This is a genomic window from Arthrobacter sp. GmRoot5-12 (assembly GCF_059739365.1).
This window is the reverse complement of record NZ_AP046056.1, coordinates 676420-701854: the sequence shown is the minus strand read 5'-3', so window position 1 is coordinate 701854 and position 25435 is coordinate 676420. Positions and strand designations below refer to the sequence as shown.

The following is a 25435-nucleotide window of genomic DNA, read 5'->3' as shown; positions in this document are numbered from 1 at the left end:
CCGGGTTGCTGGTGGAGGACGTCATCGGACTCATGGCAAAGCTTGGCATCAGCCGAGCCCGCTTCCTCACCCACGACTGGGGTGCCATCGTGGGGCAGCTACTCGCCATGCAGCGGCCTGATCTTGTTGAGGCACTCATCGTTACAGGTGCCCCCGACGTCCACATCAGGCCCAATGCCCGGCTGGTTTTGGTCTTTCCCAAGCTGTGGCACGCCTTCGCCCTGGCCGTTCCATTTATCGGCCCGCGGATCCAGCGGAGCCGGAAGGTGATGCAGCACCTCTTCACAGCATTTGAACCCGCAGGGGGCGTATCCGAGGCGGACATGAGCCTCTACAACGCAGCAGCCGCAAAGCCTGCCAGGGCAAGAGCGGGCTCGGCACTCTACCGCGGCACCATCCTGCCAGCCTTCCTGAAGATCATTTTCGGGGTGTATGGCCGGCGCGACTTCACGGTCCCCACCCTCGTCCTTATCGGATCCATGGAACCATCGGCCACCCTGCAACGGATGGGCCACCGCCGCGGCCGGGGCGGCAACGTCACCACCGAGATCGTGCCGGGTGAGGGGCACTTCATCGCCGACCACCGGCCGGAACTGGTCTCCGGCAGAGCTATGGAGTTCTTCAGGACTCCGCGCGCTGCCTGACCCCGCGGAGCACGCCAACTTCCATGTAGTGGTGCAGCGGGTCGCCAATGAAAAGGTCGACGGCGCGTGCCAGCAGCATCGCGCCTGGAACGTTTTGGAGGGTGAAGGCCAAAGCCCGGGTGGCCATGGGAGCGTCGGGCCCGGCACCGCGCGCCGCGGCGCTCAGGTACCCCTTGCCGCGGTACCGGATGATCAACCGGGTGCGGTTCCCCGGCAGGGGCCGCAGGATGAACTGTTCTCCCGCCACCAGGTGCCGGTTGGGCTCAAGCGCGGTGACGGTCGCGTACACGCCCCCGCCATACGGTACCTTGTCGCCCACCTTGAGGTCCTGCAGTTCCGGGTGGATTCGGGTTGCAGACTGTTTGCCCTCGACGTACCGGGCATGGAACAGGGCACGCTCGACCCGGTCATGCGTGTAGAACCCGGCGCGGTAGATTCCCATCTGCACGATCCACGGCCACACGCGCTCGGGCGGGGCGTCGATGCTGATGGCCCTGGTGCTCTGGATCACCGGTTGGGGCTCAAGGTCGTCGCCGGGCAGCCGCTCCACGGCTTCCGTGCCCTCGGTTCCCCAGCGCAGCATGGCCGGACGCCACAGCAGATACGCCGTGATCTGTACGCCGAGCGACGCCGCCAGGAGTTGCAGGCGCCTGCGCCGATTAGCTCCGCCGTCCGTCCGTCGCAAATATCGCAGTCCGGCCATAGCCGCAACATGCCACGGGACCCCCGGCACGCAAAGTGCCGAAGGTCCCGCCGCCCGGGCCACGCAGGAAAGTCACGCAAACGCCCGCCGCGAGGCGTCAGGCCCGCGCCTGCAGCCCCGGCACGCCGTCGCGGATCTCAAAGGAGGCCTTTGTGGCAACGGGTGCGCCCGGCGTCGTCACGTGGTCCAGCACGCGGAAGTCCGCGGTCATGGAGTCCCTGGTGATGCGCGTGTTCACATAGCCGCGGTTGTCGTTGTAGAACTTCAGGTGCGGGTTCCAGGCCATGGTGGCGTCCGTGGTGGAGCCCGTGCCGTCACCCGTGGAGGTGATGGACGTGCACACCAGTTCCGAGCCCACTACGGGGGAGGCGGGGTCCTTGTAGTCCACCTTCACGTCGTTGGCCCAGTGCCGGTGCACATCGCCGGTGAGGACGACGGCGTTGCGCACCTTCGCGTCGGTCCAGCCCTGGGTGATGCGGCGGCGGGAGGCCGCGTACCCGTCCCAGCCGTCCATGGAAACGTCGTCGATCTCCGGTGCCTTGTTCCGGTCGCGCTCGGCGAAGAAGACCTGCTGGCCCAGGATGTCCCACCGCTGCGTGGAGTTCCTGAATCCGTCCAGCAGCCACTTCTCCTGCTCGGCGCCGGTGATGGTCCGGTTTTCGGCGAGCCGCTCTGTGACGTTCTTCTTCCAGCCGTCGCCGGCAAGCTGGTCGTCCCGGTACTGCCGTGTATCCATCATGTGGAAGTTGGCCAGCTGGCCCCACTGGATGCGGCGGTAGATCTTCATGTCCGGCCCGGCGGGGAGCGAGGACGGGCGCAGCGGCATGTTCTCGTAGTAGGCCTGGAAGGCTGCGGCGCGGCGCTGCCGGAAGTGCTCCACACTGTCGTTCAACTGGGCGGCGTCCTGGTTCTCCGGAACGTCGTCCGCCCAGTTGTTGTCCACCTCGTGGTCATCCCACACCACCGCCCAGGGTGCGACTGCGTGCGCTGCCTGCAGGTCGGCGTCGGCCTTGTACTGGGCGTGGCGCTGCCGGTACGTCTCCAGCGTGACGGTCTCCGGGCCCTCGTGGTCACGGGGGTTCCCTCCGCCGACCACGTAGCTGCCCTTCTTGTATTCATAAAGGTAGTCGCCCAGGTGCAGTACCAGGTCCGGGTAGTCCTCCGCCAGGCGCCGGTACGCGGTGAAGTAGCCGTGCTCATACTGCGCGCAGCTGGCGAACGCCATGGCCAGCGCGGCGGGCGTCTCGTGCAGGGCAGGGCTGGTGAGGGTGCGGCCCACGGGGCTGACGTACTTGCCGGTGCGGAACCGGTAGAAGTACTCGCGGCCCGGCTGCAGGCCGCGCAGCTCCACGTGCACCGAGTGCGCGGTCTCGGTGCGTGCCTGCTCCACGCCGCGGGCCGCCACCTTCCGCATGCCCTGGTCCTCGGCCACTTCCCACTGCACGGCCACCGGGCGCGACGGCATGCCGCCCAGCCCGTCCTCCGCCACCGGGTTCACGGCCAGGCGCGTCCACAGGACGAAGCCGTCCGGCCACGGCTCACCCGACGCGATGCCGAGCATGAAGGGATCGGTGCGAAGACCGGCGTCGTCCGCGGTGGAAACGGCGACGGCGGCACTTGGCAGTGCGGCGACGATGCCGGCTCCGATGCCGGCGGAGATGAGCGTTCTGCGGGAGATGTTGTCCATGGCTTCCACGCTATTTCCAGCTGTTGGACAGGTTTCGAGGAGGATATGAATGGCCGGTTAACGGCGTGACAAAACCTGTTGATGGATCCGCCGACGCTGGAGCCAGAGCGGGATGCGGCGCAGGGCCTTTGGACTCTGGCCCCGACGCGGGGTCGCAGGCAGAGTGGCTCACAACCCTAAGAAGCCAGGGAAAGAGGACACCATGCCCCGCACCTCCGTCGTCACCGGCGCAGCCTCCGGCATTGGCAAAGCCACCAGGGAACTGCTTGAGCAGCGCGGCGAACGCGTCATCGGGGTGGATCTCCACGATGCCGAGGTGGTGGCCGACCTGTCCACCGCCGAGGGACGCGACGCGTTGCCGGATGCGGTGAGGAAGGTCAGCGGCGGCAGGATCGATGCCATCTACGCCAATGCCGGCCTCGCCGTTCCGGCCCCCGCCACCGTGGCCGTCAATTTTTTCGGGACCGTGGCAACGCTGGAACGGCTCCGGCCCCTTCTGGCGGGGTCGGACGCGCCACGCGCCGTCGCGGTCTCATCGATGGCCGCCCTCCTGGCCAGCGACAGCGAGCTTGTTGCACTCCTGGCCGCCGGGGATGAACCGGCGGCCATGGCCCGCGCCGAGGTCATGGCCAAGGAACCAGCGACCACTGGCCAGCTCATCTACGCCTCCACCAAGCTGGCGCTCTCCCGCTGGGTCCGCCGCCAGGCCGCAACGGCAGAGTGGGCCGGCACCGGGATCCCCCTGAACGCGGTGGCCCCGGGCGTCATCGCCACCCCAATGACGGCGGACCTGATCGATACCGAAGAGGAACGAAGGTCGCTGCTGGAAGTGGTCCCGATGCCGCTGAACGGCATCGCCGAGCCCATTGTGGTGGCCCGCCTGCTGGCCTGGCTCAACAGCGAGGAGAACACGCACCTCTGCGGGCAGATCGTCTATGTCGACGGCGGCAGCGATGTTGTCCTGCGCGGCGACTCGGTGTGGTGAGTCTCCGGGGACTCGGACTTTAGTCCCTGTTCTGGACTAACCCTCAGGCGTAGCTTGAAAGTGGTTCCCGCAACCGCGGGGCGAGCAGTCAAGGGGGCGTCATGACCAGGCCCAGGCATTCGGCACTCAGCATTCTCGGGTTCAGCAGCCTGCTGCTCCTTACGGGGTGCTTCGGCCCTCCCGCCCCGGCCCCTTCCAGCAGTTCCCCGGCCCCCAGCCCCACCGCCAGCAGCGCCAGCCCCAGCAGCGCGTCCCCAAGCACGACGGCGAGCCCCACCGCATCGGCCACCCCCACCACCCCTGCCAGCACCTCAGCCGCACCCACCACGTCAGCCGCCGCTCCGCCGTCGTCCGCTCCTGCCAGCCCGCCGCCCACGGCGGAACCGACGCCCACCGGGCTGCCCGAGCAGGTGGCCCCGCTGACCATCTACTACGTGGCCGTGGGTGACAACGGCGTCTCCGGGCCCGCGATCGGCTGCGGTGACAGCCTGGTGGCCACCACCACGGCCCCCGTCCGCTTCACCGACCAGGTGGGCCCCAGCATCAACACCCTGCTGGCCAACAAGAGCCGCGACATCGGCCTGTCCGGCCTCATCAACGTCCTGTACCAGTCGAGCCTGACCTATCTGGGTGGCGAGTTGAACGGCAGCACCATCACCATCTGGCTTTCCGGGCAGTTCATGCTCGGCGGCGTGTGCGACATCCCACGCGCCAAGGCCCAACTGGAATACACGGCCATGACGGCATCCGGTGCCACCAGCGCGCAGGTGTTCGTCAACGGCCGTCCCATCGACGAGGTACTGAGCCTCAAGTAGCGATCCTGGGCAGAACGTACGGCAGCAGACCTGTACGCCCGGCCGAGAGTCTCACGCCATCTGCACATTCGTGCAGTTGACGCGGTGCTGTCGGAACGATGCCGGCTCCAAAGGCCACGGGGCCTCGGCCGCCCTTAATAGCTACTCACCAGTAACAATGAATATCCCGGCGTGCTGGGGCCGGCCGGGTTGCGGTGGGCCGGACGCGGACCAATTCCCCGCACGTTCGTGCAGGCGGGTCCACCTGCAGGTCCAGGCTGCCTAGCATTTCTAGGACCGCACCCTGGGCACCGGCAGGCACACCGCCGCTGGCACCTGGGGCCGCGGAAACCCTGCTGACACGCGAACAAAGAGGTTTATATGTCACTGCTGAAACGCGCCCTGTCCGTCGCCGCAGCCGCCGTCCTGGCAGGCTCGCTCTCCGCGGCTCCCGCCCAGGCCGACACCCTGGACATCGCGCCGCCGGGCGCCAACGACTGGTCCTGCAAGCCCTCCGCCGAACACCCCTACCCCGTGGTCCTGGTGCCCGGAACCTTCGAAAGCATGGCGAAAAACTGGTCCACGCTTTCGCCCTACCTCAAGAGCGCCGGATACTGCGTCTTCGCCCTCAATTACGGCGAGACCAACGGCGTCTACGCAACCGCCCCGGTGGCCGACTCCGCGAAGGAACTCGCCCCGTTCGTTGATGCCGTCCGCGCCGCCACGGGTGCGCCGAAAGTGGACCTGGTGGGCCACAGCCAGGGCGGCATGATGCCGCGCTACTACATGCACCTGCTGGGCGGCGCCAAGTACGTCCACCACCTGGTGGGCATTGCGCCATCCAACCACGGCACCCAGGGCCTGATCGTGCCGCCGCCGGATGCCGTCCCGGATCCCGCCTACACCACCCTGGGCTGCGCAGCATGCGCGGACCAGCAGGCCGGGTCGGCGTTCATGCAGGAACTCAACGCCAAGGGCGATACCGTCGCCGGCCCGTCCTACACCGTGATCTCCACCGTTTATGACGAAGTGGTGATTCCCTACAACAGCCAGTTCCTGGCGGGACCGGCCAGGCAGGTCACCAACATCATCATCCAGGACAAGTGTCCTGCCGATGTCTTCGAACACGACCAGACACCCAACGATCCCGTGGTGCACCAGTTTGTGGCGAACGCGCTGGGCCAGGCCTCCGGCCCGGCGGACCCCGCGTACCAGCCCAGCTGCCTGTAGCCCGGACCGCCTTTACCAGCCGCGCCCGGCCCCGGCACCCACGCGCCGTGCCATGATGAGAGCCAGACAGTCCCAAGGAGGTATCCGGATGGACCGCACACCTGGCGGCACGGAGGGCGGGGTGGGGCCGGGCCTGCTGCAGCATCCATTCTTTGCCCGGGCATTTGCCCGGGCCGTGGGTGGCATGGACCGCCGCGGGGCAGCCGACCACCGCCGCCGCGCCCTGGCCGGCCTGCGTGGATCAGTCATCGAAATCGGGGCCGGGGCCGGCTCCTCCTTCCCGCTGTACCCTCCCGCCGTCACCCGCGTCCTGGCCCTGGAACCCGATGACTACCTCCGGGCCCTGGCGCAGAAACAGGCCGCCACGGCCAGCGTCCCGGTAACGGTGGTTGCCGCCGCCGCAGAGAACATCCCCGCGGAGACCGGCAGCGCCGACGCCGTGGTGGCCAGCCTGGTTCTCTGCAGCGTCAAGGACCAGGCCGCCGTGCTTGCGGAGATCCGCCGCGTCCTGCGCCCGGGCGGAACACTGGCCTACTACGAGCATGTCCGGTCCCGGCACCCGGTCCTGGCCAGGGCAGAAGACGTCCTGACCCCGCTTTGGGGTCGGTTCATGGGCGGATGCCACCTCAACCGGGACACTCTGGCCGCCATCACCGCAGCAGGCTTCACGGTCCAGGACAACCAGCGCTTCGGCTTCGCCGTGCAGCGGCTGAACCCTCCGCTTGCCCACATCCTGGGCACGGCCACTAGCCCCGGACCGCCGGGTTGACGTGCCCCGCTGGCACGCCGCACTGATATGTCATTGAGCGCCTGAAGTCCCCTGTCCGCCTGGCCAACCTCGACCCTGGGCCCTTGGCGCGGCCACGCCGTCGTACCCTTGCCCTAAGCTAACGCCACGAAAGCAAACGTCCGAACGGATGCGGCATGACAGAGCTCAATGTCCGGGAGCGGAGCTCCCTCCAGCTGCCGATCACTGACGCCGCGAGCCTGACATCCGGACAGACGCTGGCGCGCCTGGCCTCCGGCCCGGACGGCCTGGCGGAGGAGGAAGCCGCCGCCCGCTTTGGCAGCCTTGGCCCCAATGCCGTCCGCACGCACCGCGCCAACGCCTGGGCCGTGCTGGGCCGGCAGTTCGCCAGCCCCATCCTCATCCTTCTGCTGGTCACCGCCGGGCTGTCCCTGTTCCTGGGTGACGCAACCAACTCGATCGTCATCGGCGTGATCCTGCTGGTCAGCGTGGGCCTTGGCTTCACCAACGAATTCCGCGCGGAGCGGGCGTCCGAGGCGCTGCACGACCGTGTCACCCACCGCGCCGTGGTCCTTCGGGGCGGAACCACCAGGGAAGTGGACGTTACCGCCCTGGTGCCGGGCGACGTCGTCCATCTCTCCCTGGGTGCCATCATCCCCGCCGACATCCGGCTCCTCGCCACCAACAACCTGCTCTGCGATGAAAGCATCCTCACGGGCGAGTCCCAGCCCGCCGCCAAGGACCCCGCTCCCGTGGCCGCAGGCGCGGCACTGGGCGACCTCGCCTCCTGCGTGTTCATGGGCACGGTGATCCAGTCCGGCAGCTGCACCGGGGTTGTGGTGGCCACCGGTGGCCGGGCTGAGTTCGGCCGCATCGCGCTGGGCCTGGGGGAGAGGCAGCCGCAAACCGAGTTCCAGCTGGGACTCAGGCGCTTTTCGTTCCTGTTGCTGCAGGTGGCGATGGTGCTCACCACGCTGATTTTCGTGGCCAACCTGCTGCTGCAACGCCCGCTCATTGAATCCCTGCTGTTCTCGCTGGCAATCGCCGTAGGCATCACCCCGCAGCTGCTTCCCGCCGTGGTGAGCACGTCCCTGGCCACCGGTACCCGGCAGCTGGCCAAGCGGAAAGTGCTGGTCAAGCGGCTGGTGTGCATCGAGGACCTGGGGGACATGGACATCCTGGTCACGGACAAGACCGGCACCCTGACGGAGGGGCGGATCAGTTTCACCAGCGCGCTTCCGGTGACGCAGGACGTTTCCGAAGACGACCTGCTCACTTTGGGCCTGCTCGCCACGGAGGCCGACTACTCGGAAGGAAATGCGTCCCCGGCAGGGCAGAACCCGCTGGACGCCGCCCTCTGGGACAGCCCCGGCGCCGCCGCCTTTGAACCGAAACGTCATCAGCGCCTGGACATGATCGGCTTCGATCACCAGCGCCGCCGCACCACCGCGCTGGTCCGTGAAGACGGCGGCCCCGCCCGCCTGGTGACCAAGGGCGCCCCCGAGGACGTCCTCGCCTTGTGCGGACCAACCCCACCCGCGGTGCAGGCGCTGTTGGACGATCAGTTCGACGCCGGCTCCCGGGTGGTCGCCGTGGCAACCCGTCCGGCTGCAGACCTGGTGGAGCTGGCCCCGGCTGATGAGCATGGGCTGACGCTGGCCGGGTTCCTCGTTTTCCTGGACCGGCCCAAAACCAACGCCAGGCAGTCCCTGGACCTGCTGGAGGCCCTGGGTATTTCGGTAAAGATTGCCACCGGGGACAACGCCAAGGTGGCGGAGAAAGTCTGTGCCGACCTGGACGTGATCTCCGGCGGCACCCTCACCGGTGCCCAGGTTGAGCAGATGTCCGACGCCGACCTTGCCGCCGCCGTGCGGACAGCCACCATCTTTGCGCGCGTCTCGCCCGAACAGAAAGCGCGCATCATCGGCCTGCTGCGCCTCAGCGGCGGCTCCGTGGGCTTCATGGGCGATGGCGTGAACGATGCCCTGGCACTGCACAAGGCGGACATCGGCATCTCCGTCGACACGGCAACGGACGTTGCCAAGGACGCGGCCGACGTCGTCCTCCTGGACAAGGACCTGGGAGTGCTGGCGGACGGCGTGATGGAGGGGCGGCGGATCTTCGCCAACACCATCAAGTACGTGCTGATGGGCACGTCCAGCAACTTCGGCAACATGTTCAGCGCGGCAGCAGCCTCCGTGGTACTGAGCTTCCTGCCCATGCTGCCGGGCCAGATCCTGCTGAACAACCTGCTGTATGACTCCGGGCAGCTGGCTATTCCGGGGGACCGGGTGGACAAGGAGCAGCTGCGGGCGCCGTCCCACTGGGACATCGCCTTCATCCGGCGGTTCATGCTTCTCTTCGGGCCCATCAGTTCGCTGTTCGACTTCGCCACCTTCGCCCTGATGCTGTTCGTGTTCACCGCTGTGCCGGGGGAGTTCCGGGCCGGCTGGTTCATCGAATCCATCGCCACCCAGACGCTGATCATCTTCGCCATCCGCACACGGCGTGTTCCCTTCCTGCGCAGCCGGCCGTCAGCCGGCCTGATTGCCGCGTCGCTCGGCGTGGTGGCGCTGGGAATCTTCCTGCCGCTCTCGCCGTTGGCCGGCCTGCTCGGCTTCGACCCGCTGCCTGTCCCGTTCTTCCTGGCCCTGCTGGGCATGGTGGTGGTGTATCTGGTCCTGGTGGAACTGGCCAAACGATGGTTCTTTGCCCGCAGCGCCCAGCAGCTGCCCGCCCCGCCACCTCCCGTCAAGCGCCGGCACGCCACGCACCACATCGCCCGCAGGGCCTCCAGGTACAGCATCCCGGTCAAGGTCCCCAAGCCCGCGGTCCCCTCAGGCGTGCCAAGGCTTGGGCGGCGCAAGGCGCGGCAGGGGAGATCTGTCCGTAACCCATAACCCTTGTGGCGACGCCGGGGTTAGCATGGAGGAGAGAGAAGCTGGGGCTTTCGCTGAGATGTTCAAAGCAGGGTGATGAAGGCCGCCTTGGATCATGCTGTTCGAACTTTGGGGTGTACTCTCATGTGGCGTGAACCGATCAGGCGGCGGACCCGGGAACTTCTGCGGGAGTTCGTAGAACGGGCTGATGACCTTGTCCGGGCACAGGAACACGTTGAAGGCCTGCTCGGTGCAGTGGTGTCCCTGACCGAAGACCTCAGCCTGGAAGCGGTGCTTGACCGGGTGGTGCAGTCTGCTTGCGAACTGGTGGGAGCGCGCTACGGGGCTCTGGGCGTCATCGGTGATGACCAGCAGCTCAGCCACTTCATCACCGTAGGCATCGATGATGAGGGAGCCCGCCTCATCGGTGACCTTCCAACCGGCCACGGAGTGCTTGGTGAACTGATCCGCGAGCCCAAACCACTGCGGCTCCACGATCTCGGCGAACTTCCCATTGCCGTCGGTTTCCCCGCCAACCACCCGCCGATGGGCACGTTCCTGGGTGTTCCGGTCCGTGTCCGGGACGAGGTTTTCGGGAACCTGTACCTGACGGAAAAAATCGGCGGGCAGGATTTTTCGGGTGAAGACGAAGACCTGGCTGTAGCCCTTGCTTCTGCTGCCGGCGTGGCCATCCAAAACGCCAAGTTGTTCGATGACAGCAAGCGGCGCCAAAAATGGCTTGAGGCGGGCATGGAGGTCAGTGACTGCCTGAAGGACCGGCCACGCTCGGATACCGAAAACCTGGACATGATCGCGGAACGGGCCGTTAAGGCCTCCGCTTCGGTCCTGGGGGTAATCGCATCCGCGGGCGGGGACGGAACCGTCAGGTGCCGTACATCGGTGGGCGTGCAATCGATGCCTGGCGGCCAGGAATTGCCAGCCTCTGACGTGTTATCCGAAGTCCTTGAAAGCGGGGAGTCCAGGGCGCTGGCAGACCCGTCCCTGGTATTTGACCATGAGCTGGCAGAGAAACTCGGGCCGGTCCTGGTTGCCGCCCTGGGAAGCAACAGTGACGGACACCGGGACAGTGTGCTGATCCTGGCCCGGGGGACCGGTGGAAGCCGCTACACGGACGTGGATGTTGAGCAGAGCGCCGTGTTTGCCTCGCGGATCGGCCTGACGCTGGACCTGCTCAAGGCAAACCAGCTGCGGGAAGAGCACGCGTTGTTCATCGACCGCGAGCGGATTGCGGCGGACCTGCACGACCTGGTCATCCAGCGGCTGTTCGCAGCCGGGTTGAGCATCCAGGGCCTGCGCCGCTACACCTCGGACACCGTTGCCCATGAGCGCCGCATCGCCGATATCACCACTGAACTGGATGACTGCATCCACCAGCTCCGCGACACGATCTACTCACTGCAGGCCAGGAAACCCGACCGGGAGCTCCTCAGCGGCCGCGTCCTGCGCGCCGTGCAGGAGGCAGCCAACGCCGGTGGCTTCCTGCCAAGGATCCAGCTCTCGGGCCCAGTGGATGACATCGTGGACGAGGACGTGGCCGAACAATTGTTGCCGGTGCTGTCTGAAAGCGTCAGCAACGCCGTGCGGCATTCGGGCTCTGAAGAAATTTACGTCCTCCTCGCCGTTCAGGACGGCGACGTGGTCCTCACCGTCCAGGACCATGGCTGCGGATTTGCCGATCCCGGCCGGATCAGCGGATTGAACAACATGAAGAGCCGGGCCAGCCGGCTGGGCGGGACCTGCACCATTGAGAGCGCCCCCGGCCAAGGCACCAGCGTGACCTGGCGGGTGCCCCTTCCGGCCTGACGGTGGCGTGCCCTCTCAGGACAGCATTTCCCACGCGCGCGGGATGGGAGCCGGGATCAACGGGCTGCGGCGCCGGAATCCCAACTTTTGCAGTACCGAGGACACAGTGCCAACCACCGCATCTTCGGGGAGCACCAGCTCCTGCCCGATCTGCCGGTTTGTCAGGCCGCGGGCCATGAAGGCAAGCACGTTCCGCTCCCTCCCTGTGAGGCCTTGCAGCCAAGAGGCAGAGGCGGCTGCGTACAGGCTTTCGGCAACCCTTTCCCGGACCTCCGGCCGGAACAGTGATGCGCCGGCGGCGGCACAGCGGATGCTGTCCACCAGATTGTTGTTGTTGCTCACCTGCTTGAGGACGTACCCGGACGCGCCCGCCAGCACCGCCGCCCGCACGGCATGCTGTTCGTCCCAGCCGGTCAGGATCAGGCATCGGACCCCTGGGGCCGTGGCGCGGAGGTCGCGGCAGACCTCGATCCCCGTTCCGTCCGGCAGCCTGTCGTCCAACACAGCGATATCGGGTTTCAGGCTGGGGATCAGGCGCCGGGCCTCTGCGGCGGATCCGCTCTCGCCGGCAATCGTGAACCCATCATTTTCGAGCAGGTCCTTCAGGCCCCGCCGCACCAGTTCATGGTCATTGAGGATGAAGATCCGGGCGGTCCCGGCTGGGGACTGAAAGACATCCCGGGGTTCTGCGGGTGTTTCCATGACGACGCTCTCATTGATTCGACGCCCTCCCCGGCTGCCCGTCTGATGCAGCCGCCCCGGTCGGAAGGATCCTCGTTCAATCATTTCGCGTCCCTCTGCTGTGCCAGCAGGGCCAAAAGTCCGTTCCTGATTCGTCACCAGCCGAAGCCACGGGGAGCCAATGGCCCGGCTGCCTCCTGAAGTTGGCGAAGGGCGCTGCAGCCAGAGCACCTCATGGTGTCTCCGGCCCCCTTTGCCCTGACCCACCGGTGCGATTCCTCCAGCCGGTACTCAAGCCAGCCTGAAAGCTTTTGCAGCCGGTTGAGTGCCACGCTGGCTTTCTCCCAGGAACTCCAGCGTCCCACGACGGCACCGTTGTCCTTGAAAATGATGTTGCACCCGCCATCGCCAATTTCCGCTGGGGCCTGGCCGCCAGGCGCTTCCTGACCGTACACGGCCCTGTACTCTTCAGAAGTTGCCACGGTGCCTCCCTGATCAGGCAGCTTTGGTTTGCGGGCGGGCGAGAAACGCCTCCAATGACTGGAGGGTGATGGTTGCGTCAGTGAAGGCCGGGCTGCCATGCGGGTGCAGGCGCTCCAGCAGGCCACCGTTGTAGCGGAGGCGGCGGAGGGCGGTGGACACGGCACGGATGGCGTATCCCAGGTCGCCCTGGTGCCGGAGCAGCGCGAGCGTCATGCCCTGCATTGATGCCAGTGCGACAGCAAGCACGTTTGCGTCCAGCTGCCGGCCCGCGGCCCGGTGACGGCGCAGCTGGGCGGCAAACCCGTCCCAAACCTCCCGGGCCGCAATCCGGGCCACTTCCGTCCGCGCATCCTTCTCCGCCAAACCGCGGCCCACCAGGTCCGCATGAAGGCATTCGAACCTGTTGCTGAGTTCCCCGGCCCTCCCGCCGGCTTCGCTGCCCGGGTATGTTGAGGGTTTGAAATTGGCAGGATGCAGGAGCATCGCCCGACGGCGGGAGGCGTCCTCCCGCGACAGCCGCGCGGGCTCCAGTGGCGTTTTCAGGGCGGGACGGAGCGTGCGGATGTCAGGCATGCTGGTCCTTTCAAAGTGCAGCGAGCTTGCAGCATGTGCCTGCGGGGGCATCATCTGCGGTGACACTGCGGGAATGCCTCAGCGGCAAGGGAAGTGTGTGCAAGTGAACTGTGTGCAAGGGAACTGGGTCTATAGGGAGGGGCGTCAGGGGGAAAGCCACTCCGGCCTCGCAAACCTGAGGACCCGGACGGCGCCCCTACAAGGATGCCAAGGGTCTGGGCTCCCGCTGTAGGGCTGAAAGTCCCGTCATGGGGGAGGACGGGTACAGATTCCCGCGTGGAAGGTTTGGAGGCTTGGTTCCCATGGAAGGCGGGGGCTTTGTGCCCTGTTTCCGGTTGCGGGGCCGGCCCTAGCCTGAAATCAGCAGGGCGGCGTAAGGCCACCTGCCGGATCCGGGAGGCACACGGTGAAATCGGCGAACGCAAGCATCATTGCAGGCCTTGTCCTTATTGGGCTGGGTGGGCTCTTACTGCTGGACCGGCTCGGCGTCATGGACACGGCAGCTTTTGTCGCACCGCTGATCTTCGCGGCCATAGGGGTTTTGTTCCTGTCCCTGTTCGTCCAGCGCCGGGAGAACTGGTGGGCGGCCATCCCCGGGTCCGTGTTCCTGGGCCTGGCAGCGGTCATCACCACCACGCAGCTCACCAACGGCGCATGGGGTGCATCTTTCCTCTTCCTCTTCATGGGTGGCGGGTTCGCCGCCGTGTTCCTCCGCGAGCGCACCAACTGGTGGGCCCTGATCCCGGCGGGCGTCATGTTGACGCTTGCTGTCATCGTGGCACTCCCGCAGGAACTGCAGGGCATGCCGACCGCGGCCGTCCTGTTCCTGGGCCTGGCAGCCACCTTCGGCGCGCTCTCCCTGGTCCCGGTCCGTAGCTCCGGGCACGCTGCCGACCACCCCAGCGAAAGGATGAGTTGGCCGCTGATCCCCGCCGCGGTCCTGACGGTCATGGGTTTGATCTTTGCGCTCCAGGCCACGGTGGTGTTCATTTCCCTGGACTTCGCCTTCCCGGCCATCATGATCCTGGCGGGAATCACGCTGATGGTCTACGCCTACGTCGCCCACCGCGACGGACGGCAGAAGACGCACGGCCCCGGGCCCCGGGCAGGCTAAGGGGCCCAGGCAAACGAAGCGGCAGGTGCTGGCGCACCTGCCGCCCTAGCCCCCGCCGGTTCGCACCTGCCGGTCAGCGCCGTTCCCTGGTCGGGCTACCGTGCCCCGGCCTGGGCTTCCGCCGTCGCCTTGATGCTGGCCAGGAGTTCGGTCTGGCCGCGCTCGCCCATCTTCATGACCAGGGCGTCAACTGCCGCTTCCGCCATGTTCCGCGGAACCACGTCCGATCGCATGCTGAGCCGGGTCCAGCCGTTGGCCGGGGCCACTTCCACCGTGAACACCGGGCCAAGGGCGGCCTTGGACGTGAAGTGCTCATTCCGGGTGAACTCGGTGTACTCGTGCGTTGTCTTCAGCGGGATGCCAAGTACTTTCCAGGCCGCCTGGAAGGTGGTTCCCACGCCCTCGGGGGTGGTCTTCAAATCCGTGATCTGCACATCCGGGCCCAGCCAGACCCTTGGGTCGCGGACCAGTTCGAAGACCGCCGGCAGCGGGGCATCGATGATGACGGACCCGGACCACGTCAGGTTCTGGGTGAATTTTGCCTCGCTTTCGGGGGTCGTCTTCATCCCTGTTTCCACCAGGCTTTTGACGTTTGCCGCCATACCCTTGATGTCGGCCTCCGTCCACCGCGCAAACAGGGCCTGGGCCGGCACCCGGACCACGGGCGCCGGGATGTCCAGGCTCTCCTCGACCGTCAGTTCGGTTCCGTCATCCACCGGCTCCAGCGTGAAGGTGAGGGTGGGCCCCACGGACGTCCCGGAAACGATGCGCTTGTCCGGAACCACTTCCCGGTACTCGTGGGTCACGTGCATGGGCAGGCCCCACATCTTGGCGGACCAGCGCGCCGAGGTGCCGTTGCCCTCGGGTTTGATGTCCAGCTGGGTGACGTCGCTGTCCCCGGGGAAGGCCTTCATCCAGTTCGCGGGGTCGCTCAGGAAGGAGAACACCCTGTCCACGGGGGCCTGGATCCTAATGCTCCAAATAACGTTCCTGGTCATTTTCCATCTCCTTTTCGGCAAGCGCCGGGGTGCCCTGCACTTGTCTCTCCAGTGCAGTCCCTGGGGGAGGGCAGAAACAGGGGAAAAGGTCCCCGTCTGCAGCTAGGAGGCCGCCTCCGCCCGGGTCCAGTGCCCACGCAGCAGTGCGGCGACCCTCTGCGGCTCAGCCCGGTGCGGGGGGTCGAAATGGTGGCGGCCCGGGAAGACTTCCAGCCGGTAATCGGAAAAGACGCGGGCCAGCCGGGCGGCGTTGTCGCCCTGCTCGTCCGGACTGCTCATGCCGCCCAGCACAAACAGCACAGGTTTCGTGAAGGAGGCAAGGCGGCCGCGGTCCAGGTTATAGGTGTTGAACGCCTGGAGGAAGGCGTTGATGCCTGCCGGCCGCTTGGCCATCCACGGCGGCGGCGGGCCGGGCGGCGGTGCCGGCAGGACGGCGTCGGGCTTTACCTGCAGCCTCATGAAGGCCGGCATGAACTCGTCCTGCGGCAGGGCGGACAACTGGCCGTAACGCTGCCACAGTTCGGTGTGGGCAGGGCTCCAGTCCCAGTTTCCCGCCCAGGCCGGCTCAAGCAGCGCCAGGCTGCGGAGCCGTCCGGGATGTGAGGCGGCGAGGGCCAACGCGGCAGCTCCGCCGCCGGAATACCCCACCAGGTGGAAGGTGTCCCAGCCATGGGCGTCGGCCTCGCGGAGCACGCCGTCCGCCTCTGCATCCAGGCTCCATCCCGGCGGCGGCGTATCCCCGGCGTAGAGCTCCAGGTCCTTGGCGATGGCGTCCACTCCGGGTCCCAGGACCTGCAGCAGCGCGCCGTAGGCGGGGCCGGCGGGAAGGACGCTGCCGGGAAGCAGGATCACGCGGAGCGGTTCCATGGCATTGTCTTTCGCCGGCGCCGGTCAGCGGCGCGCTGCCAGATGTCCGGTCACGTACTCGGCGTCCGGGCCCGCCCCCACGAGGGTGGCGGAGATATGGCGCGTGAGCCAGGGGAGCCCGACGGCGTACAGGCCCGGGTGCTCCGTCACGCCTTTCGTGTGGCGCGGGTAGTTCCATTCGTCCAGGAGGGGAAGGTCCAGCATGCTGAAGTCCAGCGCGTAGCCCGTGCACCAGATGATGGAGGTGATCCCTTCCGCCTTAAGGTCCAGCCGGGCGCCTGGCTCTGCGGGCAGCCAGTGGTCTTCCTCCGGCACGTCCGCCTCCGGAGCGTCGATCCCGGCAGCCTTGATGTACGCATCGGACAGCCGTCCCAGCCGCTGCCCGAACCCTGCCTCAACCAGTGCCAGGCGCTCGGCGAGGTCGTCGGTGAAGACGAGGACACCGTCGTCGATTCCCTCGAACCGGCCGTGCAGCCGGACGCCGCGGCGTCCCAGTTCACGCAGGTGCACGCTGTGGCCGCCGTCGTTGCCGGACAGCAGCGGATTGCACATGAAGCGCCCGGCGGGGGAGGGCAGCCCGTCCACCTGGAGCGCGTTGATGCCGTACTCCGGGCCGTGGACGTTCACCTCCACGATCCAGTGGAAGATGTCCTGCCCCCGGTACCGCCGGGGCGCCTCCGGGCAGCTGGACACGGACAGGTGCACGGTGCGGCCGGCGTCCAGCAGGTCCTCGGTAATCTGGCCGCCCGATTGCCCGGTGCCCACCACCAGCACCGCACCCTGCGGGAGCTGGGCGGGGTTGCGGTAGTCGTGGCTGTGCAGCTGCAGGACTTCGGGGGAGAGGCCGACGGCGGCAGGCGGGGTCCGTGGGCGCTGGAAGGCGCCGCTGGCCAGCACCACGTTCCGGGCGGCCCACGTGCCCCGGTCCGTTTCGAGGGTGAACCCGGCATCCGCCGGGGCGATCCGGGTCACCGTCGTGTCCAGCTCCACCGGGGCATGGATGTCCCGGGCGTAGCGGCGGAAGAAGTCGATGGTGGCGTCCCGGGCGATGAACCCGTCCGGTTCCGGTCCGTCGTAGGGCTTCCCCGGCAGGGAGACTGAAAAGTTGGGGGTGTTCAGGTAGAAGGAATCCCACCGGTCCTGCCAGGCGCCGCCCAGGCCGGGCCGCTGCTCCAGGATCCGGTGTTCCACGCCACGCTGCGACAGCCAGTAGCTCGTGGCCAGGCCTGCCTGTCCGGCGCCCACTACCACCGTGTTGGTCTCATGGCGGGAAACCGCGGGGGCGGACATGGCTACTGCGCCGCCTTTGAGGTCCTGGAGGCACGGGCTTTAGGTTCCTTGGGCCCTTTGGGCGGCAGGGACGCGACGTAGTCCAGCGCCTTCCCGGCCCAGGCCCGCGCCCGGGTGTCATCGCCGTCGCCCTCTTCATTCCACATTTCCGGCAGCCCGGTGTAACCGCCCATGGGCCGCTCGGCCGGCCCGAACGGCACGGTCCGCTCGGACGACTCCAGCACCTCCTTGTCCTTCGGGGAGAGCTTCACGCCGATGGTGGAACCGAACAGCCCGGCGAACATGTTGCCGTTGACGAACGCGCCAAGGTTGCCGAACATCGGCTTCACCACCACCCCCGGATGGTCGGGAACCACGCGCCGGAACCGCTCTTTGTCTTCCTCGGTGGCTTTGGGCATCTCCATGGCTTCATCTCCCGGTGGCAGGGTGTATCCGCAGGATCTGGATGCAGGATATGCCTATTCGGAGGCGGGGTCGAGGGTCCGGGATGCATGCGCCCAGCCGGCAATAAATCCCGTCCTGAGCAGGTCAAACTTCCCGGCGGAGTGCTATATATAGCTCAAGGCAACTATTTTGTGGCTGCCCCGCCAGGTCGCATGGATCCGGGATTGTCCCGGGGGCTGGAGGCAACGGTGCTGAACACGCCGGCCTCCGCCCCGGCTGCAGGAAGCCGGTGCCGCCCGGCCAACCGTCCCGCCACCGCACCCCGGCTCGCGTTCGTTGCCCTCGCCGCGCTCGCCCTCCTCACCGGCTGCAGCGGCGGCACCAGCCAGTCGGTGGCCACCGCCGTGAAGGACAGCTCCTCCGCGGTGGCCACAGCCCGGATCGCGCTCCGGCAGGATATGGCCGGCAAGCTGACCCGCGCCGCCACCTCCACCGCCCTCGACGATGAGCTAAAAGAAGTCCAGGGGAGCCGGAACACCGTCCTCAACCTCTCGCCGGCAACGCAGGAGGACCGCGAAACCCAGAAGCGGGCACTGGACGTGCTGGACCACTGCGCCGCGGGGTTCGCCGTGGCGCGCGCCGCCCTGGCAGGGAACGACGGCGGCGCCCCCTCCCTCGCGGACGGTGACAAGGCGCTCGCGGACGCGCAGGACGCCCTGAAGCAGCTCGAAGGCAAGGTGGGGTCACAATGAGGGCGGAACCGTGAAGCGGCTCCTCGGCGTCGCGCTCGGGATCCTCACCGCCATCGGCGGGTTCGTGGACATCGGGGACCTGGTGACCAACGCCGTTGTCGGTTCCCGCTTCGGCCTGTCGCTGGTGTGGGTGGTGGCCGTCGGCGTACTGGGCATCTGCCTCTTCGCCAACATGTCCGGCCGGGTGGCGGCCGCATCCGGCCGCGCCACGTTCGAAGTGATCCGCGAACGCCTGGGGCCCCGGGCCGGGCTGGCCAACCTCTCGGCATCGTTCCTAATCAACCTCATGACGGTCACGGCGGAGATCGGCGGCGTGGCCCTGGCCCTGCAATTGGCCAGCAGTGTGTATTACCTGTTGTGGATTCCCGTGGCCGCGGTGGCAGTGTGGCTGGTGATCTGGCGGGTGCGGTTCTCCATCATGGAGAACGTCACGGGCCTGCTGGGGCTGACGCTGATTGTCTTTGCGGTGGCGCTGTTCCTGCTCAAGCCGGACTGGGGTGCGCTCGCCGGGCAGCTGGCGCCGGCCGTGCCGGCGCAGGAAACGGTATGGACCTACAGCTACTACGCGATCGCGCTGTTCGGCGCTGCCATGACCCCCTATGAGGTCTTCTTCTTCTCCTCCGGGGCCGTCGAGGAAGGCTGGACCGTGAAGGACCTGCTGCAGGAGCGCATCAACGTCCTGGTCGGCTTCCCGCTGGGCGGCCTGCTGTCCGTGGCGATCGCCGGGTGCGCCGCCGTCGTCCTCCTGCCCGCCGGTATTTCGGTGACGTCGCTGTCCCAGGTGGTCCTGCCCGTGGCGGAGGGTGCCGGGAAGGTCGGGCTGGCGTTTGTGCTGGTGGGCATTGTGGCCGCCACGTTCGGCGCCGCCCTGGAGACCACCCTCTCGTCCGGATACACCCTGGCCCAGTTTTTTGGCTGGTCCTGGGGGAAGTTCCGCCGGCCGGCGGAGGCCGCGCGGTTCCACCTGTCGATGATGGTGTGCCTCCTGGTGGGCATGGCCGTCCTGGCCACCGGCGTGGACCCGGTGCTGGTGACCGAATACTCGGTGGTGTTCTCCGCCATCGCCCTGCCGCTCACGTACCTGCCGGTCCTCATCGTGGCCAATGATCCCCAGTACATGGGCGAGCATGTGAACGGGCGGGCCGTGAACGTGCTGGGAATGGTTTACCTGGTGATCATCCTGGTGGCCTCGCTTGCCGCCATCCCGCTCATGATTGTGACAGGAGCCGGCTCATGACGTCGCCATCCGGTCCTTTGCCGCCGGTTCCGCGCGTAAGCGGCCGCATCCTGGACGCGCAACTGCACCTCATGGACCGGCAGGTCCTGGACCACGACGGCGTCCCGGTCACCACCGTGGACGACCTTGAGGTGGGCGGGCCTGATTTGGACGTGGAGATTCCGGCGGGGACGGCACCGCCGGCCATCACCGCCCTGCTGACCGGCGCGGTCCTGGGCACGCGGATCTTTGGCGGCAGGCCGCCGTCGTCCCGGCTGATCCGCATCCCGTGGAAGGACGTGGCGGAAGTGGGTGTGGTGGTGCGCCTTGGCGTGAGCGGGGAGCCGCTGGACGCCGGCTGGGTGGAACGGTGGGTGCGGGACAAGATCATTGCGCGGATACCGGGAGGCCGCCATGATCCTCGGTGACCTGCTGGGCACACCGGTCCACGATGCCGACGGCGGACGGCTGGGCCGCGTTGCCGACGCCCGTTTCGTGCTGGACGGAGCCCCGCACCAGCTGATGGCGGAGCCGCGGCTGCTGGGGCTGGTGGTCAGCCCGCACAGTGTCGCATCGTTCCTGGGCTACGAGCGGAACGGCCTCACCCGGCCCTGGCTGCTGGCCCGGATCCTCCGGTGGCGGCACCGCGGCTCGTTCCTGGTGCTGTGGGAGGACATATCGATGGTGGGGCCGCACTCAGTCCGGCTCCGGCCGGGATACACCCGCTACAGCACGGCGTTGGACGGCGGCGGCCAGGTTTAGCGGCGCCCAACCGGTGCGGGATTAGGTGTGGGCGGAAACTCCTGTAGTGTTGAGACTGTTGTTGTGTTTATGCAGTTGGTAGTTCAGGCAGTACGCGCGGTCGAAAGTCCGTGTTCTTCTGAAGTAGCGGTTTTTGAACACCCCACGCCGGAGGGCCCGAAAGTCGGGATTTTCCCTCCACCTTCACGAAGGACAAAAATAATGGCTACTGGTACCGTCAAATGGTTTAACGCTGAAAAGGGCTTCGGCTTCATTTCCCCGGACGACTCCTCGCAGGACGTTTTCGCGCACTACTCCGCGATCAACTCCAACGGCTTCCGCTCCCTCGAAGAGAACCAGAAGGTTTCCTTCGACACCGAGCAGGGCCCCAAGGGTCCCCAGGCCACCAACATCCAGGCTCTCTAATTCCTTAGAGTTCCGGGACCGTTAGGTTTCCAAGCAGGGCCTGCCGTTTATCGGCAGGCCCTGCTTTTTGTTTAACCCATGTGTGCCAGTTCCCCGGGTTGGGCCTGCGCCAGGGCTGAGCGTTGGGCGAGCATCTTCCTTGGAAGAACCGTCTCGACAAATGTGAATTGCAGGAGCACTCTTGTACTGCGCACGCCTCTGACGTGCGGAACCAGCGCCTTGGCTGGGAAGAGAATTGAACCTGCGCGGCACCAGTTGGGGTGGTGCATATCCGGCCCCGATCACCGGCCGGCACTGGCTGCCCGCGCTCCCCGGCATCGGCAGCCGGCACCTTCACTCCGAAAAAACAGTGGCCGGTTGGGCCAGTCATGCAATGGGTTTGAATCGGCCGCAGCTGCAAATCGGCATTTAACAGATCGCCGTTCAAGAAAGCATCGCCATGAAGCACTATCGGGGAATCAAACCGAGATCCAACAAGCTGGCATTGATTGTGGCATTCGCTGTCGCATTGCTCGCCTCCCTGGCTGCAGCCGGCCCCGCGTCAGCCGACGGAGGGGGCCACCGGACCTGGCAGGTACAGGTGGGCTCTGAGTCCAGCGACCAGGAGATCCAGGGGATGGCCTTCCTTCCCTCAGAGATCTACATCAATGAGCGGGACACCATCACCTGGCAGGCAAACTCCGCAGAAATACATACCGTGACGTTCCTAGCGGCAGGCCAGTCGCTGCAGCCGTTCAATCCGTTCAGCGACGATGAGCTGCAGAAGCGCGGAAAGGATTATTACGACGGAAAGTCGTACTACAACTCCGGCATCCTGGCCAACGTGGACGTCCCTGGCTTCCCGGATGCGAGGAGCTACACCCTGTCCTTCCCCCGGGAAGGAAACTTCACCTACTACTGCCTGGTCCACGGCACGATGATGAAGGGGACCGTGCACGTGCGCGACCGGGGCACCGACTACCCGTACAGCCAAGCTGACTACGACAAGGCATCACGGGCGCAGGAGCGGGCCATCCTCCGGGACGGGCACCAACTGGACGCATCCCTGGCACAGGAGGCATCCAACCACAAGGTGATGGCAGGCGGTGACGACGGCGTGGCCATGGTCATGCGGTTCGTGCGGCCCACCGTGACGGTGCACGTGGGCGAGACGGTGGAGTTCGTCAATGATGGCATGGGCGCACCCCACACGGTCACCTTCGGCACTGAACCGGCGAACATTTTCGCCCCGTCCGGCGACCCGGAGCATTTCACCGGCGGCGACCTTAGTTCGGGCATCATCCCGCCCGGTGGCGGCACATTCGAAGTAACGTTCAAGTCCAAAGGAACGTTCGAGTACATCTGCGCACTCCATGACTACATGGGCATGGTGGGCAAGGTGAGAGTGGTCGACTAACGCCGGCTACACGGTCCGGCCGGGGCGGTTGCCCCGGCCGGACCTGCGTTTTCCGGGTCAGTGCAGCCCCATGGCCTCCCGCACCTCATCGAGGATGTGGTGCATGGCCCGTTCAGCCTCCGCCGTGTCACCGCCGGCCACGGCTGAGGCCACGTCCTCGTGCGCCTTCAGCGCCTCGTTCCTCGGCTTGAACGGCATGAGCCCCTGCCGGGTCCGGCTGGTCAGGACCTCTGCGATCATTCCTTCCAGCGCACGGAACATTTCATTGCCGCAGCTTCGCAGCAGCAGCTGGTGGAAGGCGATGTCGGCGGCCAGGAAGGCCTGAAGATCACCAGCCTCGCCCAGCTTGCGGAGGTTAGCGGCCAGGGCCACGAGCTGGGCACGTTCTGCTGCGCTGGCCCGGCGTGCCGCCCCGGCGGCCGCGATGGGTTCGACGGCGATGCGCAGCTCGGTCAGGCTGCTGTACTGCAGGTCCCGCCGATCCGAGGCCAGCCGCCAGCGCACCAGGTTGGGGTCAAACACATTCCACAGGGACGGTTCCTGCACCACGATGCCCACGCGACGCCGCGAATACACCAGGTTCATCGATTCCAGAACCTTCATGGTGTCCCGGGCAACGGTCCGGGAGATGCCGTAGTCGTGCTGCAGCCCTTCAAGGGTGAGGCGGGTGCCCGGGGCCAGCTTCCCGGAGGCTATGGCTACCCCCACTGCCTCAATAACCCGGCCCTGCGTGGCTGGGGCAGGCCCGCCGTCGTGCACTTCATCGCCGTCCTGGACTGTCGCCGTCGACATTCTTTTCCCCGTTCCCTTACGCGCCGGTGCGCCCCTCAAGAATAGCCCCCAACTCGGCAAAGGTATGACTTGTGACACGAATAGATAGTATCTATTACTCAAAAAGGTGATACCTTATCGCTTGGTCCGATGAACACCGGACCCGCAGCGAGCTTCTTCGAAAGCCAAAGACGTCTTCTCCGGAGGTATGACATGCAGTATCCAGCCACGCACCTGGTGGTCATGGGGGTTGCCGGTTCCGGCAAATCCACCCTGGCGGCCGCACTGTCCCAGCAGCTGGGATGGGCCTGCGCCGAAGCGGATGAGTTCCATCCAGAAGCGAACATCACCAAGATGAGCCAGGGGATTCCGCTCCAGGACGAGGACCGCTGGCCCTGGCTCGATGAGATCCGCAGCTGGATGACCGCGCAGGCCGCCGCCGGCAAGAGCACCGTCCTCACCTGCTCCGCGCTCAAGCGCGGCTACCGGGAGCTGCTCGCCGGTGCCGAAGGCCGTGTCATCTTCCTCCACCTCGACGGCGGCGCGGACCTGATCAGCCAGCGGATGCAGGGCCGGGTGGGCCACTTCATGCCGCCCGCCCTGCTGCCCAGCCAGCTGGCCACCCTTGAACCGCTCAGCCAGGAAGAGCTCGACGCCGGCAGCCTCCGCCTCGATATCTCGCACTCACCCGAAGAGCTGGTCGCCGCCGTCGTCCGGGCCCTGAACCTCCCCGCCGGCCAGGCGCCCAAAGCGTCCTGACTCCGTAGTCCCCAACCCTGTTTCAAAGGAGAACCATGACCATCGAAGGATGGACCCAGACGATGGGTGCAGGCCCCCTGCTGCTCATCGCCGCGGCGGCAATTCTTGTGCTGCTGTTCCTCATCATCCGGCTGAAGATGCACGCGCTGGTGGCACTGATCCTCATCAGCCTCGCCACCGCCTTCGCCACCGGAATCCCCGCCAACCAGGTGGTTCCGGTCCTGATCAACGGCTTCGGCACCACCTTGGGCACCGTGGCACTGCTCGTCGGCCTCGGCGCCATGCTCGGTCGCATCGTGGAAACCAGCGGCGGCGCCAAAGTCCTGGCCGATTACCTGATCGGCGTCTTTGGCGAGAAACGGGCACCGTTCGCCCTGGGCCTGGCCTCCCTGATCTTCGGCTTCCCCATCTTCTTCGACGCCGGCCTGGTGGTCATGCTGCCCGTCGTCTTCGCCGTAGCCCACCGACTTGGCGGCGGCGTGCTGCGGTATGGACTTCCGGCCGCCGGCGCGTTCTCGGTCATGCACATCTTCCTGCCGCCGCACCCGGGGCCGGTCTCGGCCGCTGCATTCTTTGACGCCAACATCGGCCTGGTGCTGATCGCCGGCCTCATCACCGCCATTCCCACCTGGTACGTCACGGCCTACCTGTATGGCCTCTGGACCGGCAAGAAGCTGGTCCTGCCCGTGCCGGAAATCCTGGGCCACGCCAGCGCGGAGGCCGAGTCCCACCCGCCCCGGTTCCGCACCATCATTGGCCTGCTGCTCCTGCCACTGGTCCTGATCTTCCTCAACACCGGCCTGAACACCCTGGCCTCCTCCGGCGTGCTGTCCGACGCCGTGAAGAAGGAACAGTGGTTCCAGCTCCTTCGCACCGTGGGTGAAACGCCGGTGGCGCTGCTGATCGCCGTGCTGGTGGCCATGTATGTCCTCGGAGCCCGCCGCGGAACCCACGCCGGTGCCCTGGAGAAGCTGCTTGAGTCCTCGCTGGGCCCGGTCTGCTCTGTCATCCTTATTACCGGCGCCGGCGGCATGTTCGGCGGCGTCCTGCGCACCTCGGGCATCGGCGCGGCGCTGGCTTCTGTCCTGGGCAACCTGGGCATCCCGCTGATCCTGGCCGGCTTCCTCATCTCCGCCATCCTGCGCATCGCCCAGGGTTCGGCCACCGTCGCATTGACCACCACCGCGGGCCTCATCGCCCCGGCAGTGGCCACCGCGGGGCTGACGGGCATGCAGGTGGCGGCGCTGGTCATCGCCGTGGCTGCGGGCTCAGTAGTGGTCTCACACGTCAACGACTCCGGCTTCTGGCTGGTTGGCCGCTTCTTCGGCATGGACGTCAAGACCACCCTGAAGACCTGGACCGTGATGGAAACGCTGATCGGCGTGATGGGCTTCGCCGTCGCCGCGGTCATCTTCATGGTGGCCGGTATAGGGGGCTAAAGGCCACGCAGGGTTTGGCGGCGGGGCGGCCGGTGGGAACACCGGCCGCCC

General features: G+C 66.8%; 27 protein-coding genes. 16 read left to right on the top strand and 11 right to left on the bottom strand.

Annotated elements, in window-relative coordinates:
• The first annotated feature begins 11 nt into the window (after positions 1-11).
• Positions 12-644 (top strand): alpha/beta fold hydrolase, encoded by a 633-nt coding sequence (locus AC6JAM_RS03135; RefSeq protein ID WP_497935883.1) that lies wholly within the window; start codon positions 12-14, stop codon positions 642-644.
• Here AC6JAM_RS03135 and AC6JAM_RS03130 read toward each other — a convergent pair.
• Together AC6JAM_RS03130 and AC6JAM_RS03125 are read right to left on the bottom strand one after the other, a co-directional pair.
• On the bottom strand, positions 622-1347 hold the full coding sequence (locus tag AC6JAM_RS03130) for an SRPBCC family protein (protein ID WP_497934010.1): 726 nt from the start codon (positions 1345-1347) through the stop codon (positions 622-624). The two genes, AC6JAM_RS03135 and AC6JAM_RS03130, sit on opposite strands and share 23 nt — an antisense overlap.
• A gap of 97 nt (positions 1348-1444) precedes the next feature.
• Positions 1445-3034, bottom strand: a complete 1590-nt coding sequence (locus tag AC6JAM_RS03125) for an alkaline phosphatase D family protein (RefSeq protein WP_497934009.1) — start codon at positions 3032-3034, stop codon at positions 1445-1447.
• 202 nt (positions 3035-3236) lie between these two features.
• On the opposite strand from AC6JAM_RS03125, the gene AC6JAM_RS03120 reads away from it, so the two are divergent.
• Positions 3237-4019, top strand: coding sequence for an SDR family oxidoreductase (locus AC6JAM_RS03120; protein ID WP_018770428.1), 783 nt, complete (start codon positions 3237-3239; stop codon positions 4017-4019).
• An 88-nt stretch (positions 4020-4107) separates the two neighbouring features.
• Here the strand turns inward: AC6JAM_RS03120 and AC6JAM_RS03115 are convergent, their stop codons facing one another.
• The gene (locus AC6JAM_RS03115; protein WP_142068197.1) at positions 4108-4446 is read right to left on the bottom strand and encodes a hypothetical protein; all 339 of its coding nucleotides are present in this window, start codon (positions 4444-4446) and stop codon (positions 4108-4110) included.
• Between AC6JAM_RS03115 and AC6JAM_RS03110 the strand changes: the two genes are divergently transcribed.
• From AC6JAM_RS03110 to AC6JAM_RS03090, 5 genes are all read left to right on the top strand, one after another.
• A complete protein-coding gene (locus tag AC6JAM_RS03110) occupies positions 4430-4834 on the top strand; it encodes a GerMN domain-containing protein (RefSeq protein ID WP_056393347.1) in 405 nt (134 codons plus the stop codon). The genes AC6JAM_RS03115 and AC6JAM_RS03110 overlap by 17 nt on opposite strands.
• Before the next feature lie 360 nt (positions 4835-5194).
• Positions 5195-6043 carry an esterase/lipase family protein gene (locus AC6JAM_RS03105; protein WP_497934008.1) on the top strand — a complete coding sequence of 283 codons (849 nt, stop codon included), beginning with the start codon at positions 5195-5197 and terminating at the stop codon, positions 6041-6043.
• Positions 6044-6131: 88 nt separating this feature from the next.
• Positions 6132-6812, top strand: a complete 681-nt coding sequence (locus tag AC6JAM_RS03100; RefSeq protein ID WP_497934007.1) for a class I SAM-dependent methyltransferase — start codon at positions 6132-6134, stop codon at positions 6810-6812.
• 155 nt (positions 6813-6967) lie between these two features.
• Complete coding sequence (gene mgtA, locus AC6JAM_RS03095; RefSeq protein ID WP_497934006.1) at positions 6968-9691, top strand: magnesium-translocating P-type ATPase; 2724 nt, start codon at positions 6968-6970, stop codon at positions 9689-9691.
• A 123-nt stretch (positions 9692-9814) separates the two neighbouring features.
• Positions 9815-11494, top strand: coding sequence for a GAF domain-containing sensor histidine kinase (locus AC6JAM_RS03090; RefSeq protein ID WP_497934005.1), 1680 nt, complete (start codon positions 9815-9817; stop codon positions 11492-11494).
• Positions 11495-11509: 15 nt separating this feature from the next.
• On the opposite strand, the gene AC6JAM_RS03085 is transcribed toward AC6JAM_RS03090, so the two are convergent.
• The 3 genes from AC6JAM_RS03085 to AC6JAM_RS03075 form a co-directional block, all read right to left on the bottom strand.
• On the bottom strand, positions 11510-12196 hold the full coding sequence (locus AC6JAM_RS03085) for a response regulator (RefSeq protein ID WP_056393352.1): 687 nt from the start codon (positions 12194-12196) through the stop codon (positions 11510-11512).
• 134 nt (positions 12197-12330) lie between these two features.
• Positions 12331-12657, bottom strand: coding sequence for a hypothetical protein (locus tag AC6JAM_RS03080; protein ID WP_235509873.1), 327 nt, complete (start codon positions 12655-12657; stop codon positions 12331-12333).
• A gap of 13 nt (positions 12658-12670) precedes the next feature.
• The gene (locus AC6JAM_RS03075) at positions 12671-13231 is read right to left on the bottom strand and encodes a hypothetical protein (protein WP_497934003.1); all 561 of its coding nucleotides are present in this window, start codon (positions 13229-13231) and stop codon (positions 12671-12673) included.
• Positions 13232-13637: 406 nt separating this feature from the next.
• Here AC6JAM_RS03075 and AC6JAM_RS03070 point away from each other — a divergent pair, with 406 nt between their 5' ends.
• Positions 13638-14345: a hypothetical protein gene (locus tag AC6JAM_RS03070; protein WP_056393356.1), complete on the top strand. Its 708-nt coding sequence runs from the start codon at positions 13638-13640 to the stop codon at positions 14343-14345.
• 95 nt (positions 14346-14440) lie between these two features.
• On the opposite strand, the gene AC6JAM_RS03065 is transcribed toward AC6JAM_RS03070, so the two are convergent.
• The 4 genes from AC6JAM_RS03065 to AC6JAM_RS03050 form a co-directional block, all read right to left on the bottom strand.
• A complete protein-coding gene (locus AC6JAM_RS03065; protein WP_497934002.1) occupies positions 14441-15343 on the bottom strand; it encodes an SRPBCC family protein in 903 nt (300 codons plus the stop codon).
• Positions 15344-15445: 102 nt separating this feature from the next.
• The gene (locus tag AC6JAM_RS03060) at positions 15446-16210 is read right to left on the bottom strand and encodes an alpha/beta fold hydrolase (protein WP_495635443.1); all 765 of its coding nucleotides are present in this window, start codon (positions 16208-16210) and stop codon (positions 15446-15448) included.
• A gap of 24 nt (positions 16211-16234) precedes the next feature.
• Entirely contained in the window at positions 16235-17500 is a 1266-nt protein-coding gene (locus AC6JAM_RS03055) for a flavin-containing monooxygenase (protein ID WP_495635444.1), read from the bottom strand.
• A 2-nt stretch (positions 17501-17502) separates the two neighbouring features.
• Positions 17503-17904, bottom strand: a complete 402-nt coding sequence (locus tag AC6JAM_RS03050) for a TfoX/Sxy family protein (protein ID WP_495635445.1) — start codon at positions 17902-17904, stop codon at positions 17503-17505.
• 192 nt (positions 17905-18096) lie between these two features.
• Between AC6JAM_RS03050 and AC6JAM_RS03045 the strand changes: the two genes are divergently transcribed.
• The 6 genes from AC6JAM_RS03045 to AC6JAM_RS03020 all read left to right on the top strand — a co-directional run bounded on the left by AC6JAM_RS03045 (position 18097) and on the right by AC6JAM_RS03020 (position 22415).
• A complete protein-coding gene (locus AC6JAM_RS03045) occupies positions 18097-18636 on the top strand; it encodes a hypothetical protein (RefSeq protein WP_497934000.1) in 540 nt (179 codons plus the stop codon).
• 10 nt (positions 18637-18646) lie between these two features.
• Entirely contained in the window at positions 18647-19873 is a 1227-nt protein-coding gene (locus AC6JAM_RS03040) for an Nramp family divalent metal transporter (RefSeq protein WP_497933999.1), read from the top strand.
• Positions 19870-20280 carry a hypothetical protein gene (locus tag AC6JAM_RS03035; protein ID WP_495635448.1) on the top strand — a complete coding sequence of 137 codons (411 nt, stop codon included), beginning with the start codon at positions 19870-19872 and terminating at the stop codon, positions 20278-20280. The genes AC6JAM_RS03040 and AC6JAM_RS03035 overlap by 4 nt, the downstream gene beginning before the upstream one ends.
• Complete coding sequence (locus tag AC6JAM_RS03030; protein WP_495635449.1) at positions 20267-20614, top strand: PRC-barrel domain-containing protein; 348 nt, start codon at positions 20267-20269, stop codon at positions 20612-20614. The genes AC6JAM_RS03035 and AC6JAM_RS03030 overlap by 14 nt, the downstream gene beginning before the upstream one ends.
• Positions 20615-20815: 201 nt before the next feature.
• Entirely contained in the window at positions 20816-21019 is a 204-nt protein-coding gene (locus AC6JAM_RS03025; protein ID WP_009372930.1) for a cold-shock protein, read from the top strand.
• Positions 21020-21458: 439 nt separating this feature from the next.
• A complete protein-coding gene (locus AC6JAM_RS03020; protein WP_134164598.1) occupies positions 21459-22415 on the top strand; it encodes a plastocyanin/azurin family copper-binding protein in 957 nt (318 codons plus the stop codon).
• A gap of 57 nt (positions 22416-22472) precedes the next feature.
• On the opposite strand, the gene AC6JAM_RS03015 is transcribed toward AC6JAM_RS03020, so the two are convergent.
• Complete coding sequence (locus AC6JAM_RS03015; RefSeq protein WP_497933998.1) at positions 22473-23207, bottom strand: FadR/GntR family transcriptional regulator; 735 nt, start codon at positions 23205-23207, stop codon at positions 22473-22475.
• 192 nt (positions 23208-23399) lie between these two features.
• Here AC6JAM_RS03015 and AC6JAM_RS03010 point away from each other — a divergent pair, with 192 nt between their 5' ends.
• Positions 23400-23945: a gluconokinase gene (locus AC6JAM_RS03010; RefSeq protein ID WP_056393373.1), complete on the top strand. Its 546-nt coding sequence runs from the start codon at positions 23400-23402 to the stop codon at positions 23943-23945.
• A gap of 35 nt (positions 23946-23980) precedes the next feature.
• Positions 23981-25384 carry a GntP family permease gene (locus AC6JAM_RS03005; RefSeq protein WP_018771829.1) on the top strand — a complete coding sequence of 468 codons (1404 nt, stop codon included), beginning with the start codon at positions 23981-23983 and terminating at the stop codon, positions 25382-25384.
• Positions 25385-25435: the final 51 nt, after the last annotated feature.